Source organism: Ktedonospora formicarum, from assembly GCF_016587355.1.
GTDB lineage: Bacteria > Chloroflexota > Ktedonobacteria > Ktedonobacterales > Ktedonobacteraceae > Ktedonobacter > Ktedonobacter formicarum.
This window is the reverse complement of sequence record NZ_BNJF01000007.1, coordinates 290,835-306,441: the sequence shown is the minus strand read 5'-3', so window position 1 is coordinate 306,441 and position 15,607 is coordinate 290,835. Positions and strand designations below refer to the sequence as shown.

Annotated in this window: 14 protein-coding genes; 6 read left to right on the top strand and 8 right to left on the bottom strand. The window is 51.3% G+C overall.

Annotated features, from left to right (window positions below; translation table 11 throughout):
- Positions 1-4: 4 nt before the first annotated feature.
- The 4 genes from K3T82_RS41170 to K3T82_RS41155 form a co-directional block, all read right to left on the bottom strand.
- On the bottom strand, positions 5-1,036 hold the full coding sequence (locus K3T82_RS41170; RefSeq protein WP_220199300.1) for a class I SAM-dependent methyltransferase: 1,032 nt from the start codon (positions 1,034-1,036) through the stop codon (positions 5-7).
- A gap of 10 nt (positions 1,037-1,046) precedes the next feature.
- Positions 1,047-1,871, bottom strand: coding sequence for a cyclase family protein (locus tag K3T82_RS41165; protein WP_220199299.1), 825 nt, complete (start codon positions 1,869-1,871; stop codon positions 1,047-1,049).
- Positions 1,872-2,041: 170 nt separating this feature from the next.
- Positions 2,042-2,455, bottom strand: coding sequence for a cupin domain-containing protein (locus tag K3T82_RS41160; protein ID WP_220199298.1), 414 nt, complete (start codon positions 2,453-2,455; stop codon positions 2,042-2,044).
- A 479-nt stretch (positions 2,456-2,934) separates the two neighbouring features.
- Positions 2,935-4,194, bottom strand: a complete 1,260-nt coding sequence (locus K3T82_RS41155) for an FAD-dependent oxidoreductase (protein ID WP_220199297.1) — start codon at positions 4,192-4,194, stop codon at positions 2,935-2,937.
- A gap of 371 nt (positions 4,195-4,565) precedes the next feature.
- Between K3T82_RS41155 and K3T82_RS41150 the strand changes: the two genes are divergently transcribed.
- Positions 4,566-5,261: a class I SAM-dependent methyltransferase gene (locus K3T82_RS41150; RefSeq protein ID WP_220199296.1), complete on the top strand. Its 696-nt coding sequence runs from the start codon at positions 4,566-4,568 to the stop codon at positions 5,259-5,261.
- A 133-nt stretch (positions 5,262-5,394) separates the two neighbouring features.
- Positions 5,395-5,856 carry an ester cyclase gene (locus tag K3T82_RS41145; RefSeq protein WP_220199295.1) on the top strand — a complete coding sequence of 154 codons (462 nt, stop codon included), beginning with the start codon at positions 5,395-5,397 and terminating at the stop codon, positions 5,854-5,856.
- A 108-nt stretch (positions 5,857-5,964) separates the two neighbouring features.
- Here K3T82_RS41145 and K3T82_RS41140 read toward each other — a convergent pair whose 3' ends face one another.
- A complete protein-coding gene (locus tag K3T82_RS41140) occupies positions 5,965-6,249 on the bottom strand; it encodes a hypothetical protein (protein WP_220199294.1) in 285 nt (94 codons plus the stop codon).
- On the bottom strand, positions 6,246-7,502 hold the full coding sequence (locus K3T82_RS41135; RefSeq protein ID WP_220199293.1) for an alpha/beta hydrolase family protein: 1,257 nt from the start codon (positions 7,500-7,502) through the stop codon (positions 6,246-6,248). The genes K3T82_RS41140 and K3T82_RS41135 overlap by 4 nt, the downstream gene beginning before the upstream one ends.
- 247 nt (positions 7,503-7,749) lie before the next feature.
- Here K3T82_RS41135 and K3T82_RS41130 point away from each other — a divergent pair, with 247 nt between their 5' ends.
- The 3 genes from K3T82_RS41130 (at position 7,750) to K3T82_RS41120 (ending at position 11,808) form a co-directional block, all read left to right on the top strand.
- Positions 7,750-8,442: a response regulator transcription factor gene (locus tag K3T82_RS41130; RefSeq protein ID WP_220199292.1), complete on the top strand. Its 693-nt coding sequence runs from the start codon at positions 7,750-7,752 to the stop codon at positions 8,440-8,442.
- A gap of 74 nt (positions 8,443-8,516) precedes the next feature.
- Positions 8,517-10,256 (top strand): sensor histidine kinase, encoded by a 1,740-nt coding sequence (locus tag K3T82_RS41125; protein ID WP_220199291.1) that lies wholly within the window; start codon positions 8,517-8,519, stop codon positions 10,254-10,256.
- Positions 10,257-10,548: 292 nt separating this feature from the next.
- Complete coding sequence (locus K3T82_RS41120; RefSeq protein ID WP_220199290.1) at positions 10,549-11,808, top strand: FAD-dependent oxidoreductase; 1,260 nt, start codon at positions 10,549-10,551, stop codon at positions 11,806-11,808.
- Positions 11,809-11,864: 56 nt separating this feature from the next.
- Here K3T82_RS41120 and K3T82_RS41115 read toward each other — a convergent pair whose 3' ends face one another.
- A complete protein-coding gene (locus K3T82_RS41115) occupies positions 11,865-14,090 on the bottom strand; it encodes a diguanylate cyclase (protein WP_220199289.1) in 2,226 nt (741 codons plus the stop codon).
- Positions 13,994-14,713 (bottom strand): APC family permease, encoded by a 720-nt coding sequence (locus tag K3T82_RS41110; protein WP_220199288.1) that lies wholly within the window; start codon positions 14,711-14,713, stop codon positions 13,994-13,996. The genes K3T82_RS41115 and K3T82_RS41110 overlap by 97 nt, the downstream gene beginning before the upstream one ends.
- A 415-nt stretch (positions 14,714-15,128) precedes the next feature.
- On the opposite strand from K3T82_RS41110, the gene K3T82_RS41105 reads away from it, so the two are divergent.
- A complete protein-coding gene (locus K3T82_RS41105) occupies positions 15,129-15,551 on the top strand; it encodes a pyridoxamine 5'-phosphate oxidase family protein (protein ID WP_220199287.1) in 423 nt (140 codons plus the stop codon).
- Positions 15,552-15,607 lie beyond the last annotated feature (56 nt).

Sequence of the window (15,607 nt, the reverse complement as noted above, 5' to 3'; positions counted from 1 at the left end):
TCTTTTACCTCGAAGCCAAGAGGAGAGGCAGTGGCCCCAGTCTCAGTTCTTTTATCTGTTCAAAGCCCGTGGCGCGCAGCCACGTGTGATACTGTGTTCCGGTGAAAACGCCACCCTCCTGGGAATTTAGGAAGAGGCTCAAGCCAATCATCAAGGCCGCTGATGGGCCGGTACGCTCATCATTGGGCATGACGTCGGCGAGAATGAGTTTGCCGCCAGGTTGTAACAGGCGGTAGCATTCACGTAAGAGTGCCTGGCTCTTGCGTGCGCCTTTAAAGCGGCAGACATGGCCGACGATGACCAGGCTAAAGCTCTCGGAAGGAAGCGCGCGTAGCTCAACCTGTGTTGATTGGAGTAAAACACGTTCCTCCAGTCCGAAGCGTGTGACCTGCTTATAGACATCCTCCAGTAGTGCTGGCTCATCCCTCGCGATAACCTCGACTTGAGGATGACGTAGAGCTGTCGCGATGCTCCAGGCCCCACTGCCAGCGCTAATATCGAGCACACGCCCTTGTAGCGCAGGCTCTACCTGCGAGGCCGCCTGCCATGCCGCAGGAAAGACCAGGGGGAAGAGATGGGTAAACATCCCAGGATCGCTTGCACGTCCCTCTGGCGAACTCCAATCGCGCTTGATTTGCCGGTCACCTGTCCGTATGATCTGGGTTAGATTTCCCCAGGTATCCCATTGTTCGATAACGGCGCGCAGATGCGTGCCAATATAGCCGGGTTGCCCCTCCACAAGATAGGTCGCCGCCAGCGCAGTCAGGCTGTAGGTGTCTCTCTTGCGTTGTAGGAGTTCGAGCCCGAGCAGAGCCTCAAGCAGTATTTGCAGCGCTTGTACGTTGCAATCGGCAGCATTTGCCAGCGCGGAGCAGGTCTGTGCTCCCGCCGCGATATGTGTGAACAGGCGTAACTCAATCGCGGTATCAAGCACTCGGGCTCTGGCGAAGCCGAAGTTGATATCCAGGAGTGGCGCGGCGATGGGAATTTGCAGATACGCCGCGAGCAACTCCTGGTTGGGTGTTTGAATTGCCATATTTCCTCTTCTACACGATTGCTACAGCACGAACCCAGGAGGCTCCAGCATCACGAATGGCGACGGGGAAGCAGGCAACCTGGAAGCCATGAGATTTAGGTAGGAGATGGAGATTCGCCAGACGCTCCATGTGGAAGTATTCGCGGACACGACCATACATATGTGTGGGCCAGAGGGTCTTTGAATCCTTCGTTGAGAGATAGGCTTGCACCATTTCCATAAAAGGGAGGTCGAAACCGTTGGTATCAATACCAATGACTTTGATCCCACGCTCTACAAGCCAGCGTGTTGCCTCCAGGGTCATTCCGGGGTGAGCCGAGAAGTACTCGGGGTGGGGCCACAGCTTGTCCGAATCCGTGCGTATGAGGACAATATCCTTGGGTTGTAGTTCGTAGTTGGCACGTGCCAGGGCATCTTGCAAATCCTCAACCGTAATGGCTGCTTTGGGTCCTTTGTGCGAGAGGTCAAGTACGACCCCATGCCCATAGCACCATTCAAGTGGAACTTCATGCACGCGTCGCGCTGGTTCTCCCTCGCAGGTTGGGCCAAAATGGTAGGGTGCGTCGAAATGCGCCCCACAGTGTACCGAGACTGTATACACTTCGTTGCTGAGAAACTTTCCATCAGGAAAGCTGTGGCGATTGGCTTGTTTTCGCAGGCGCAAGTAGCGTAAGAAGCCATTTAAGCGTTTGCGCAACGTGGCCTTGCGAGGAAAGAAGAGTGCGCGCCATATCTGGTCGCCTCCACTCTCATGATCGGTCAACCGGACGCCACCAAAGTTAGGATCGCGGGGATGCGGCTCAATGGGCATGCTTAAGTCGATGATCTGCGGCATAATTCAACTCTCAGACAGTGTTAAGGCAGCGCTTGTGATGAATAACGCCTGGATGCCTCGGGAACGGTAACGCGATGCTTCATCTCTTTGCCATGACACCTGTGAGGAGAGGACCTCCTCCTCGATATGAGGGTAAGGAGGAGGTCCGGTTCTCGATGTGTGTCTGTTGACTAGCGATGACCTGCGGTTTCTTCGTACTGGTATGGATCTTCGCTCATGAAGTAGTTACGGATTGGTGGGCGCTCGGTCGGGGCGACAACCAGGAAGCGGCAGGTCTCGTCCGCGCCAGTGATGAAGCCATGTGGCTCATTACGTGGGATAAAGACGACATCGCCAGCGCTGACCTTGACATCGCGCTTCTCATCGGGAAGCTGTAGGGTCATGCTTCCGTCAACAATGAAGATTTCATGCTCCCAGTCGTGGTAGTGAGGGGGGGTTGAACCATTCGGTGTGACTTCAAAGAGGCTGAGAACAAAACGATCGGCTCCATCAGTCGTGTCGATGAGGCGCTTGATTGTGGCCTGTTTGGCACCGGGCTCGCGGACAACATCGCTGGGAACATCCTGTGAACGAACGTGTTTCATAATTAAATTTCCTTTCACCTTAGACAAAAACCTGAACGTACATACGACTATGACGTTGGTTTTCGTCTAAGACCTGAGCCTTCCGAAAACCTGAGCGCGATAGCGCTAGCCACGCCAGTGGCGCCGTGCCCTCGTATGAGGGTTGGTTTTTGCATAAGACCCTTCTAATGACAACTTTGCTGTTATACTGCCAGAGCGTATAAAGTATTTATCGAATTTCGCCATATTGAAAGCGTTTAGACGATAAGAGCGGATACTATTTCAATGGTTTATATTTTGTGGTCCTGGTTGAAATAGAGCCGAAATGTATTGCCCGGCTCTGCATGTCGGGCGTGGGTCAGTTGCTTCATATGCCCTGTTGATTTCAGTATATAGTGCAGTAGTAAATAAATATTTAATTGTCTTATATCTAATCTACTGCTTATTAGGAAACTTGAGATCGCCAAACGCGAAGACATTGTTGTTGCCTACATAAGACGCTAAAGACGTATTCGCTCCTGCCAGCCGCCAAGGGCGGTGATCCTGGTTGGAATCGAACTGATCAGTGGCACGCGTAATAGGAAACGAGCCACAGGAGGCAGGCGGAATTGTCTCCGGGCGTCAAGCGCGCTGACAATCTGGCGTTGGATGAGACCAACCCATGTTTGAGAGATGAGTGTGCGTAGTTCGCGCCGCCTCTGGACACGCGCGAGGTCATTTTCGGTCAGGCATTGTCCTTTCAAGGGCATGGTGAGCAGGTTGGCTGCCGCTATGGCATCCTGAATTGCCAGGTTGATGCCTACAGAACCAATAGGCGACATGACGTGCGCAGCGTCTCCAATAAGGAGCAGTCCAGGCTTGTGCCAGCGTTTCAGGCGGCTAGACTCAATGGAGAGCAGCGAAGCCTGTTTCCAGCTTTGCAGATGTGTTACCCGGTCGGCAAGCCACGGCACGCAGGCCGCGATTGAGCTTTGTAGCTCTTCAATACCTGCCTGTCGGACCTGCTGATAAGTGCCTTTGCTAATTGCGCAACCTACCTGCCATTTCTCGCCTCGATCTAGCAGGATGATGAACATGCCGGGAGCAAAATGTAGCTCTACTGCCTCCTCGCGTGGGTCCTGTTCCTTGCGTGGAAGATGAAACCAGAGGAAGTCTAGAGGCGGTGAAAGCTTTTCCGGTGCCATTTCAGCCAGGCGACGTGTCCAGGAGAAGCGACCGTCCGCGCCGATAGTGAGTTCGGCATGCACCTCTACTTCGCCATGCTCAGAACGGTAGCGTACACCACGAATGACTCCTTCTTCCTCAATCAGGTGTTCGACACGCGCTCCCATAATGAGTTGGAAGTGTGGATACTGCCTGGCTTCGGCAACCAGGAAGTTCAAGAACTGGACCTGGGAGAGCTTCATGATATAGGGATAGGGCGATTTCAGGCGTCGAAAGTCGTCGAAGGTGAGCTGTGTTCCTTCTGTATGGAATTGCACACTATATGCCCTGGTGTGTGGGAGCCTCAACAGATTTTCGGCAAGACCTAGCTTATCCATTTCTTCGAGAATCGCGGGATGTATAGTGTCGCCACGAAACTCTCGTTCAAAGTCCTTGTGAGCCTCCAGTAGTGTGACCGCTATACCCTGGCGTGCTAAAAGTAGAGCCAGGAATGCTCCTGCTGGTCCCGCTCCCACGATGCAGCAGGTCGTTTGACGCACCTTGCTCTCTGCCTCTTGTTCATGAGAATGTTCCTGGTACTGTAATACGCTGTCCATCGCGTCAGTTTCCTTTCTGTTCGACGGCGTGCCTATCATTGCGCGTCTTTGTATGTGGTTCTCTTGTATTTCAGTATAGAAAGAAAGAACAAGAAGATAGACGCCTGGGGATCTCAAGTGCGAATGCTGTAATATAGCATATATACATTTTGGATTGAATATAAAGTATTACAATGAGAGTAAGGATGCTTTGGAGGCACTCACTTCTCCTGATTGTAGGAAAGGCTAATAGCCTGCTTTCAATGGTGAAATCTGCTTCTAGTGATAGTGAGTTTTATAACATCTTATGCGAAAATCTCCCCATTGGGGGCGTGGCTCATGTAGCTGCGTACTTAGGTTTTCTCAAGGTGGTTAACGGGAGATGTGAAGTCATGCGTATATTTGCCGCCAGGTGGCTGCAAGGGCTGGGGATCATGCTCGCGATGCTCATGGGCATCTTTCTGTTAGGCCAGGTGATCCTACGGGTCAAGCGCAGGCTTCATCCGGAACCCATGCCTCCCGAGATCGCGCCCTACCTTGAAGCGCCGCTCCGACGCAAGCTTTTTGGCTCGTTAGAGCGAATTGTCGAGCGTGCTGGAGTGTCTCCTGGGATGCGTGTGCTGGAGATTGGGCCGGGGCCTGGCCTCTTTACAGTGCTTCTGGCGCGTCGAGTTGCTGCACAGAGCAATGGTGGCTCTGTGACCTGTGTTGAGCTTCAATCAAAGATGATTGAGATGTTGCTCCAGCGACTCGATGCCGAGCAGATCGGCAATGTGGAGGTTGTGCAAGGTGATGGGCAACATTTGCCTTTACCTGACGAATGTTTTGATATGGTCTTCCTGGTAACTGTTATCGGCGAGGTCCCTGATCTTCCTACATTCTTTAGCGAATGTGCTCGCGTGCTTAAGCCCGGAGGCATCCTGTCAGTAACTGAGCAACTATGTGATCCCGATTTTCGCTTGCCGAAAACGTCGCGCGAACTCGCGCTGGCGACTGGACTGGAGGATGTTGGACTCACGGGCAATCCCTGGTGGTCGTATACCGCCAATTTCCGCAAGGCTAGTTCTGTAGCCGCTTCTACTTTATGAACACATTCTAGTGTCTTGTACTTACTCCTTATGCGGAAACCTGAGCGTGCCAGCGCTAGCCGCGACCAGTGGCGCCGTGCCCTCGTATGAGGGTTGGTTTTCGTCTAAGACCTTGGAAAGGGTATGATCTAATATGTCAAAAGAGCATAGCGTTCAACTGGTGCATCGTTTCTTTGAAGAAGTCTTTAGCAAAGGCGACCGCGCCGCTGCGAGTGAGATTCTAGCCTCTGATTTTACATTCTATGGTCCTCCTGACGGCATTCGTGGGGCCGAGGGTTTCCTGCACTTTTCCAGTGAGATCCGCAGCGCACTCAAAGTTCAGTTCAAGGTCGAGGTCGTGATCGTTGATGATGAGAAGGCTTCTGCCCTGGCGACCATGAGTGGCGAGCATGAGAAGGATTTCCATGATATTCCAGCCAGCGGTGTGCGTTTCGCGCTGCCACGTATCGACAATTTCCGGATTGTTGACGGCAAGATCAATGAAGTGCGCACAACGTTTGATCATCGTGTTCTCCTGGCCCAGTTGGGTTCGCCCGAAGAGGATGCCGACGAGCATCTTCAGATTCGTGGTGCATCCTTCGCGCAGCGCGGCTAACTTCCCTTTAGAATAGAAACTCCCAGGCGTGGAAGGTCTATACCCTTCCACGCCTTCTTGTGTCTTTCTTGGGTTGTTACATTATGTTCCAATCCTGGTTTCCCGATGCTAACTCACCTGCGTCTGGGCACGCTGGTTGCTTCGTAGGCGTATCCAGAATCGTAGGAACAAGCAGGCAGTAATAGCGCACCAGATGGCGACTCCCGTGGCGAAGAAGTATCCAAGGAGCGGAACCGCGATCCAGCCTCCTAAAGAGGCGAAGAGTGCTCCCACAAGCGCCAATCTGTACCAATCAGAGGCGTGGGTACGGGGTCTGAGGCGTGCCAGATAGCAGAGGAGTCCGAGTAGTAGCCCAGTTATAAGCCAGCAGAGGGTCAATAGTAGAGCCGTCATATAAAGTCGCTCCTTCTAGGCCTGGAAGATTTGAATAAGTAGGTTAAAGAGTTCAACTCCATCGCCAGCGACCTGCAAGATCTGTAGATTCGAGCGTACCTCAACGTGGTCGAAGATATGAAACTCAACGTATTCATGGGTATGATTGATGTGTGATAAATCTCTATCAAAGGCGCGTGTCTCGGTAAATGGCAGGAAGGCATCGTTGCGGTCATGAAGCAGGTAAAAGGGCGCGCGCACATCTTTAATATAGGAACTGGGGAGAGCCCTCGCAGTTGGGAGCGCATCTCAGGCGTAAGCGCTGCCATATTTTGCACGACGCGTCCCGGCTCCTTGCCTCCAAGCAATGCGTAGATGGCGCGTGCTGGCGATGAAAGCTGTTCTAGTTCTGCGCTTGTGAGTGGTGTTCCATAAGGGCCGAGTGCCTGCCTTACCATGGTACGCTCGTTCTCTGGTAAAGTCTCCGTTGTAACATTTGTGAGCACCTCAAGTGCGTAGGCGGTTGGTTGCCAGGGAGAGGTCTGCCCATCAAAGCTGACTGCTCGCCGTCCGAAGGTTTCCAGTAGAGTCTCGGCATTATAATACCCCCCAAAAGCGGTCACATAAGCCACGCGTGCGCGAATGTACTGGTTGGCGGCGGCGGCAGTGACGAGAGGCACACCAGCGCTAAAGGCGATCATTCCACAGTGCTGCCCTTGTAGCTCTGGACGTGCCACCAGGAGTTGGAATGCTTGCACAACGTCGTCGATATCCTGGGCTGTGACGGTGTCTTGTAGCAGTGTTGAGGTGGTCATATTCATGACCACAAGACCCGAGCGAGCAAGAGTTTGTGAGAGATTGATAAGTTGAGGCACCTGCCTCTGATCACCTACACCGGGCAAGAGTAGGATTCCCTGGCGTTCTTTGGCGAAGAGGGGCGTTGTTGTGGGAGCGTAGATATCCAGGTAGAGTGTCCCATGCTTTGCTGGCACTGCTTGCTGTGTATGGGTGATTGGTTCCCCTGCAACCTGAAGTGGAAGTGGCTCTGAGGCTAGAAGGAGAGATGGGAGAATAAAGGATGCTCGCGCCGCTGCCTGCCCCCAGGGTGTGAGTGAGGTAAGGAGGCTTATAACAAAGATGCCAAGTAGAAGCGCGCGCGCCAGCACCATGCCGAACGCGGCATGCTTGCGACGTTTATGTTGGGTTGATGATGTTGATGACGAATTGTCATCAGACCACGCGTCGGATCGGTGCTCCTGGGCCTCTGTATGCATGCTCATCTCTCCGTACTATGAATTGTATGTTTCTCAGCTCTCTTGCCAGTATACAAGCCTCGCCAGCTAATCAGGAGTGTCATGTGACCTATTGTCTGAATGTTTGTTTCGGGTGTGGAGAGGCTTTCTTTTGTCGCAACTTTGTCGCAACTCTAGAGTATATACGTTGGAGCATACTAGAGATATTTCAATACGGTTCTAAGACGGGTATAATGAACGGTATGGTACAGGGAGAAGAACATTATCGATGGAAAAGATATTGCTAGTAGAAGATGAAAGTGACCTGGCACAGATTGTCATTCGTGAGCTTACTGGGGCTGGTTACGAGGTCATACATGCTGTCGATGGGCTGCGGGCTTTAGAGATGCACGCGGCCCATGATCCAGATGTAGTACTCCTGGATTGGATGCTTCCTCACCTCAATGGCCTTGAGGTTCTCAGGCGTCTACGTCAGAACTCGGCGACGCCTGTTCTGATGCTCACTGCTCGCAGCGAGGAGGCGGATCGTATCATCGGTCTGGAGGTTGGGGCTGACGACTATTTAACAAAGCCCTTTAGTATGCGTGAACTGGTGGCACGTGTGCGTGCTCTGCTACGACGTGCGGAACTGATTCGGCTGACAATTCACAATGACCGGCGTGCCGCGAGCGAAGAGTTAACCCTTGGCAACCTGCGCCTTGATCCGCAAAGGCATGAGGCGCGACTCGATAATGCCTTGCTTGATCTAAGCCCAACCGAGTTCGCTCTGTTACAACTATTGCTGCGTAGCCCTGGTCGCGCCTTTAGTCGCGCTTATTTGATCGAAACATTATGGAGTGGGACCTATATTGGCGGAGATCGTTCAGTCGATAATGTCGTCCTGCGTTTGAGGAAGAAGTTGGGCAAGCTTGGGGACTCTATCGAGACCGTATGGGGCATTGGCTATCGTTTGCGAAATTGAAGTCTGGTCTTGAGGGGCTGTGGGCTGTATCACGTGCATGGCTGGCTTTCTCGTCTCCCTGGAAGAGGTGCGATATGAACAATCGATTGAGCATGAAGAAACGCGGACCATTTTTCTCCGCTCGAGGCTGGCGTGCGCTGGGAGAGCTGGTTGCAATCCAGATTGGTGTGATAGGTATCTGGTCCCTTTTCTCTGGTCATTCCCAAGGCCTGGAAGCGCAGAGCCTGTTCAATTCAGATTTTAATAACCTGTTTACGTTCCTCTTGCTCTATAGTCCCGTGAGTGTGCTCTGGGGTGGACTGCGCTGGCGTACCCAGAGTGGGCGAAGCTGGGGAAAGCAGATGAAAATCGAGCTTTCGATGACGCTACTGGTGGGGCTTATCTATTTTATAAGTGCGAACCTGTTTATTCTCTCGCCACTTGCCTCCATCTCGGTCTTCCATTTTCTCAATATCAATGTCTATGATCGTAGTTCTGAATGGCTTAGTGAGCCGCGTCTCCCCTTGATTATCTTCTTTATGGATTCAGTCATAGCCGCTGGTAGTGCTGGACTCTTTCTGTTCCTGCGCGGGGGAATTCGGATTATTCGCTCCTGGAATCGTCTCCGGAGACAACATCTGAGCTGGTCTTTAACACATGCGATCCTGATGCTGCCAGTGATTGGGGTTGGAGTTGTGGGTGCCATTTTTGCCCTGATCTTTCTTGTATCTTACTCACGCTCAACCAGTTTGCCAATTTTTCTGGTCTTTAATATCTTCTTCTCCGGCTTTTTGCTGATTTTGGCTCTGGTTACGTTGCTTCCGCCGATCATGCTCTTCTCACATTTCTTTGGTCGCAGAATCACACAGCGCATTGAGATGCTTGCAAGTGCGACGAGCGCGATGCGTATGGGAAAATACAGCATTCGCGTGCCGGTTCAGGGAGAAGATGAAGTCGCACGCCTGCAAAATGACTTCAATATTATGGCGGCTCACCTCGAACATACTATGCGTGAGCTTCAGAATGAACGCGATAATGTTGCGCAATTGCTTACTGAGCGTCGCGAATTGATCGCCAGTGTCTCACATGAGTTGCGCACACCTGTCGCGACAATGCGTGGCTACCTGGAATCAACCCTGGCGAATTGGCAAAAAGCTCCACCACCAACACTCCAACAGGACTTAGAAGTCATCAGTCAGCAGACCGTACGCCTGCAAGGCCTTATTAATGACCTGTTTATGCTGGCGCGCGCCGAGGTGGGGAGGCTCAAATTGCGCTGCGTGCCGACACCTGTGGATCTGCTCGTTGGGCGTATTGTGGATACAATGGCCCCTTTAACGTGGCGCAGCAGTCGCGTCGAGATCGTCCCAGATATCGCCGAAGATCTGCCACAAGCGATGGTGGATGAGGGACGGCTCGAACAGATTCTACAAAACCTGCTTAACAATGGTGTACGCCATACCCCACCAGGAGGAATTATCGCGATCAGTGCTCAGGCGGATGTGGCTCATAAGCAACTGGTGCTTCAGGTGAAAGATACTGGTGAGGGAATTCCTGCCGATGAACTGTCTCATATCTGGGACCGCTTCTACCGCACCAGGAAAGCGCGTAGCGAATCCTCTGTGGGCACCGGATTAGGGTTGGCGATTGTGAAGGAGATGACGGAAGCGATGGGCGGGTCCGTTGAGGTGGAGAGTACTGTGGGTATGGGTACCTGTTTTACGATTCGTGTGCCTCAAGCGGCTCCTCAGGAGATATCTTCTATTATTACTGTCAAGTTACAAGCGGTGGAACAGCAGCAGCGCTTTGCAAGCGTAAGCGACGCGCCTGCTTAAGGCGCTACTTCTGCTCCTTTGTGATAAGCAAGCAACGAGATATAGATGGATGCCTGATGGCATCGGGTCGTGTCTTGTGAAGCGACAATTCTTCTATCTCTGTCATTAGTATACGCTGGGTCGAAGAGCGATAGACTTGCACGTATTATACTCTTACTTCTCCATAGATGAAAAGCATTTCAAGTAACGGCGTATTATGAGTCTAAGCAATGTAATTATTCATTAGTGCCGTGTCACGCCTATCTCTATTCCTTGTTGTGATACCAGGCACAGGAGAGGTGAAAGAACGCATATGGCGAAGCTGTCTGTACCTACTTTGCAGCCTATTCCTCAGGCTACCACACCTGAACCTGTTTTGCGGACAACCTGTTGTATTGTAGGGGGAGGGCCAGCCGGGGCTATGCTGGGCCTCCTCCTGGCGCGCCAAGATATTCCTGTTGTTCTACTTGAATCGCATGTGGACTTTGATCGGGATTTTCGCGGCGATACGGTCTTCCCTTCAGTGCTTGATGTAATGTATGAGCTAGGTTTGATAGACAAGCTCATGAATATTCCGCACACCAAGATCTCGAAGCTGCGTATGCAGACGCCAAAGGGTACAATTGCCCTGGCTGATTACTCGCGGCTACGTATCCGTTTTCCACACGTAACAATCCTGCCACAACCAAATTTTATCTCCCTTCTGGTTGAGGAGGCAAAGCAGTATCCTCATTTTCAGGTATTAATGGGTGCCCAGGTTGATGGACTCATTGAGGAGAGTGGACAAGTGTGTGGCGTGCGCTATCGCGGACAGAATGGGCGTGGTGAGGTGCGAGCGCAACTTACAGTCGGAGCGGATGGGCGCTTCTCGCGCGTTAGGAAACTGGCTGGTCTTGAGCCAAAGCTTGCTGAACCAACTATGGATATTCTGTGGACGCGCCTATCTCGTAAGCCGTCAGATCCAGATCTGGCGACGGTCATTCAGTCTGACAAGGGCATTCTTTCGGTTTCGCCTCGTCCGGATGTCTGGCAGCTTGGATATCCTATTCCCAAAGGAGGATACGCCAGAGTACGTGAGCGAGGATTGGAAGCCTTACGCCGCTCTATTGCGGGTATCGCACCTCTCTTTGAGGATCGTGTGGATGAGATTAAGGACTGGAAACATATTTCAGTCTTCTCGATCCAGGCATATTGCCTGAAGCGCTGGTATGCGCCAGGCGTTTTGCTCATTGGAGATTCAGCGCACGCTATGTCTCCCATTGCTGGCGCAGGCATTAATCTGGCTGTCCAGGATGCGGTGACCGCCTCAAATATTCTGGGCGAGAAGCTAAAAGCCAATGATGTGCAGCTTGTGGACATGGCCCGTATCCAACGCGAACGCACACTGCCTGTAAAGCTTATTCAGGGTCATCAGCAGAAGCTTCAGAAGCGTCTGGTTGAGCCATTGGAGAAGGAAGGAACGCCGCCAAACCTCCCCGTTATGATGCGTGTTTTCTTCAGTATTCCCTTCTTGCGGGATATTCCCATGAAGGTGCTCTCCTTTGGACTGCGTCCTGTGCATATTAAAGCATAGTAGTATAATGCGGCACGTTGCATGAAGTTTAACGTGCCGCATTATGCGAATGAGCCCTAACTTGCTTGCTGAGAGATGAAGGGTTCGTGTGATGTCTCTTCTAGATGATCCAGGCTTTGGAGGAATGCCTCAACCACATTGACATCGAATTGTGAGCCAGCACATCGCCGAAGCTCTTGCCGTGCCTCCTCATCGCTAATTGCTTCACGATATACACGCCCTGAGACCATGGTATCATAGGCATCGACAACTGAGAGGATGCGTGCGGAAAGTGGTATCTGCTCTCCGGCCAGACCTCCGGGGTAGCCATCTCCATCCCAACGTTCGTGATGTGCTCCTATGATATAAGCGACAATGGCGAAAGGGCCTCCTGCGCGGGCGAGTATTCTGCGTCCGGTGTCGGGGTGACGGCGAATTACCTCCCATTCGCAAGGGGTGAGTGGCCCTGGTTTGTGGAGGATGCTATTGGGGACACCTATCTTGCCAATGTCATGAAACATAGCGGCGAGTCGTACATTATGAATCTCTTCTGATCCACATTTCAAGCGACGTGCGGTTGCTTCCGATAGACTAACCATGCGTTGCGCGTGCTCATAAGTCTCCTGGTCGTATGCTTGCATAGCGGCGAGAAGCGCTCGCGCCGTGCAAATCTCTTCGGATGAGAAGCTTCCCAAGCCGCGTACTGTAAGGATCTGGCGGGTATGCTCTTCCGCCATGACAATGCATACGCGATTGCGACCACTCTGCTTGGCGCGATACATTGCCCTGTCCGCTTGCTCAAGTAGTGCTTCTCGTGTTTCACCATGATAAGGGGTGAGAGAGATGCCAATGCTGGCGGTAATTGTTAGCTCAACTGGCGTCGATGTGTCTTCTGCGTACCACAGGTATGGTTTTTCCATAATGCTCAAGCGCATCTTCTCGGCTATCTCGATAGCAAGAGTCACATCACATTTGCGCAGAATGATGGCAAATTCCTCCCCTCCATAGCGCCCAACAAAGTTGCTAGGACCTATCGCCTTCTTGAGTCGTGCTCCAACCTCATGTAATACCGCGTCACCAGCCGGGTGCCCCCAGCTATCATTCACCTGTTTAAAGCGATCGAGGTCGACGAAGAGCAGGCCCATCGACTCCTGCTTTTCACTGGTCTCCTGGAGCGCTTCATCGAGAGCACTGATGATGGCTCGATGATTAGGGAGTGCCGTAATAGGATCAGTTACCGCCGCAAGCGCGTTCTCTCGATACAGTTGCTCAACTGCGATGAGCAACTCTTGCTGTTGCTCCACCAGAATTTGTTGTTCATTGTATGCCTCCTCAAGCTGGTTGCGTAATAACTGCTCGCGTGTATTGACCTTGCGAAGTGTCGTCAGGAGCGCCTGCTTACGTGGAATCTCTGCGCAGAGCCAGCCAACCACTATCGCGACGAGCGTACAGGTAATAATTGTGAGGCTCCAGTGCTCGTTAGAGAATGCTCCCGGTATCCAGGAATGAGCGATGGTTTGTTGCATACCAATGAGCAGGGTAACTATACCAAGCGTGGAGAGTCCAAGTATCCATGTGCTTTCTCGCCCTGGTATTTGCACACCCCTTTGTGAGATGCGTGACTTATGGCGGACTCGTAGTACATAACGTATATTCATAGCAAGGAAAAGGATAATTGCCAATATCCAGAGGATGGAGCTTATTGCACGCAGAAGTAGATAGAAGGGTACACCTTGTTGTGTTGTGATGGGATTAAAATTAGTGATTCCTGTAAGCAACATGTAGAGGATGAAAATGAAAGTTGCGCAAACAACTGTTTGTACGAGTATGCTTACTATCGGTGTCCCATGGCGATTGATATAGGTGAGCTTCGCGGGAAGGATGCCTTCTTTGCCAGATATGAAGAGCAAGCGTGAGCTCAGGATCACAAAGAGAATGCCCTTGGCTATGAAAAAGACCAGCACGAGGAGGAGAACCGCGTAATAGGTTACTATACCAAAGCTGCTCCGAATGGTGAGTAAACTAGTTTGTGCAGGTACCAGCTTATCTGGCTGGGAAATAATCAGTGTTGTGCCTAGTGTCGCAAAGAGATAAAGACCGAAGACCAGTCCATAGCTCCACCAGATGAAGTTTCCTAAACGCTGTGTTTTCTGAACATTTCGCTCTTTGGCTTCATGCATCATGATGAATGGGATGGTGCCGCCTGTTAGCCCCCAAGAGCTACACCGAAAAAGCCAATATTGTTCGGTGCCAGTTGTAGTGTTGACAGACTCGTCATTGGTGGATGCCCATTGAGCACCCACCAATAGCCTGTGAGTCCAGCTATGAGAAGCAGTGCGATACTCAGGATAAGCATGCCTAACAGTATCCCTTTGAGTTTATGAAGAGGAAGGAATGAGAGGATGACGATGATGCCCATAAAGCAAATTAGTGCCCCAAATTCATCAATAGGGGCCTGGAATATATAAGCAGCGTAGAGCTGTAGTATGATCAGACAGCCAACAAGCGAGGACATGATGGTAAAGAGGCACCATAGCCATAAAAAGAGCCTGGCGATAGTTCCCCATTGAGCGCTCCCTAGAAGCGCAACCCAGGAATATTGCTCATCCCGAGTTGCAGTGCGCGACGATAGCCAGCGCGCAACCATGATGTAGGGGAGAATGCAGAGTGAGGCCAGTATCCAGTAGATAAGAGCACTATATCCTGCTGCACTTGCTAGAATAATAGGTGACATGTAAAGCGTGGTTAGAGCAGAGAAGGTGAATAAATCAAATTTGTTTAGGGTGCGTGGGAGTTGGCGTGTCGCATATATTGGTTGCGTCGCTTGTAGCGCGGATGCCATCTGTTTGCTACTCTGCTCAAGCGAAGTAGGATCGTTCGCATTGTTGTCCTGCGTGTTATCAAATTGAGAGAAGTTCGTCGGCATATGCGGCACTCCTTCGTGCACTCTATCTCTTTACCAGCATAACCCGGTGATTTTGTATCCACGGGATTGCAGGTGTAGAGAAAGGGCTTTCGAGCGTTGCTGCGCGCTATCTGGTTTGAGGATGTATACGTTCTAATCTATCACTGTAAGGAGAGAAGTCTTTCAGCTTCTACTAATCGTTATGTTGTACCTCAGAGTATGCCCATCTGTATAGGGACGAAAGTCCCGAGTTTTCATTTTTGTCAGAAAGGCTCTTGCGATCTGGCCTCTATCCGTGGTCTCTCGTGGTTAACCATGGATAAAAAGCTTGATATTGATGCCGCAAGTGCGAAGGGAATAATTGTCAGAAGTGTGTTGTACTTATAACTGATTTCTATAAGAGTCTGAAAAACATATATGTTTGGAGGAATACACAATGGTATCTTCTGCAATCCCTCAGAGTGAGCATACCAAAGAGCGCCTGAAGAGCGAGCTTATTGCCTGGTTCACTACGGTCCGGGCCGATGGGCGTCCGCATAGCATCCCGGTATGGTTTCTCTGGGAAGGCGAGTCGATTCTCATTTTTAGCAAGCCGAATAATCAGAAGATTCGTAATTTACGTCAAAATTCCAATGTTGTTCTGGCTCTGGATAATACCCAGGGTGGAGATGATGTAATTATTCTAGAGGGCAAAGCCCAATTGCTTCCAGGTGAAGGGGAGCAACCCGATACCACATTGGCGACATATGTTGAGAAGTATGGCCCGCATATCAAAGATATTGGGTTTACGCCCGCCTCGATGGCACAGGAATATTCACAAGCTATCCGTGTTACGATCACACGCTTTACCAGCCAATAGCATAAAAAGATTTCTTCACAGCGAAGGGAAGAGCATATAATCGAAATTTATATGCT

Coding starts and splice junctions, on each gene's coding strand:
- K3T82_RS41170 (WP_220199300.1), bottom strand. CDS start 1,036: ATGGCAATTCAAACACCCAACCAGGAGTTGCTCGCGGCGTATCTGCAA.
- K3T82_RS41165 (WP_220199299.1), bottom strand. CDS start 1,871: ATGCCGCAGATCATCGACTTAAGCATGCCCATTGAGCCGCATCCCCGC.
- K3T82_RS41160 (WP_220199298.1), bottom strand. CDS start 2,455: ATGAAACACGTTCGTTCACAGGATGTTCCCAGCGATGTTGTCCGCGAG.
- K3T82_RS41155 (WP_220199297.1), bottom strand. CDS start 4,194: ATGGACAGCGTATTACAGTACCAGGAACATTCTCATGAACAAGAGGCA.
- K3T82_RS41150 (WP_220199296.1), top strand. CDS start 4,566: ATGCGTATATTTGCCGCCAGGTGGCTGCAAGGGCTGGGGATCATGCTC.
- K3T82_RS41145 (WP_220199295.1), top strand. CDS start 5,395: ATGTCAAAAGAGCATAGCGTTCAACTGGTGCATCGTTTCTTTGAAGAA.
- K3T82_RS41140 (WP_220199294.1), bottom strand. CDS start 6,249: ATGACGGCTCTACTATTGACCCTCTGCTGGCTTATAACTGGGCTACTA.
- K3T82_RS41135 (WP_220199293.1), bottom strand. CDS start 7,502: ATGCATACAGAGGCCCAGGAGCACCGATCCGACGCGTGGTCTGATGAC.
- K3T82_RS41130 (WP_220199292.1), top strand. CDS start 7,750: ATGGAAAAGATATTGCTAGTAGAAGATGAAAGTGACCTGGCACAGATT.
- K3T82_RS41125 (WP_220199291.1), top strand. CDS start 8,517: ATGAACAATCGATTGAGCATGAAGAAACGCGGACCATTTTTCTCCGCT.
- K3T82_RS41120 (WP_220199290.1), top strand. CDS start 10,549: ATGGCGAAGCTGTCTGTACCTACTTTGCAGCCTATTCCTCAGGCTACC.
- K3T82_RS41110 (WP_220199288.1), bottom strand. CDS start 14,713: ATGCCGACGAACTTCTCTCAATTTGATAACACGCAGGACAACAATGCG.
- K3T82_RS41105 (WP_220199287.1), top strand. CDS start 15,129: ATGGTATCTTCTGCAATCCCTCAGAGTGAGCATACCAAAGAGCGCCTG.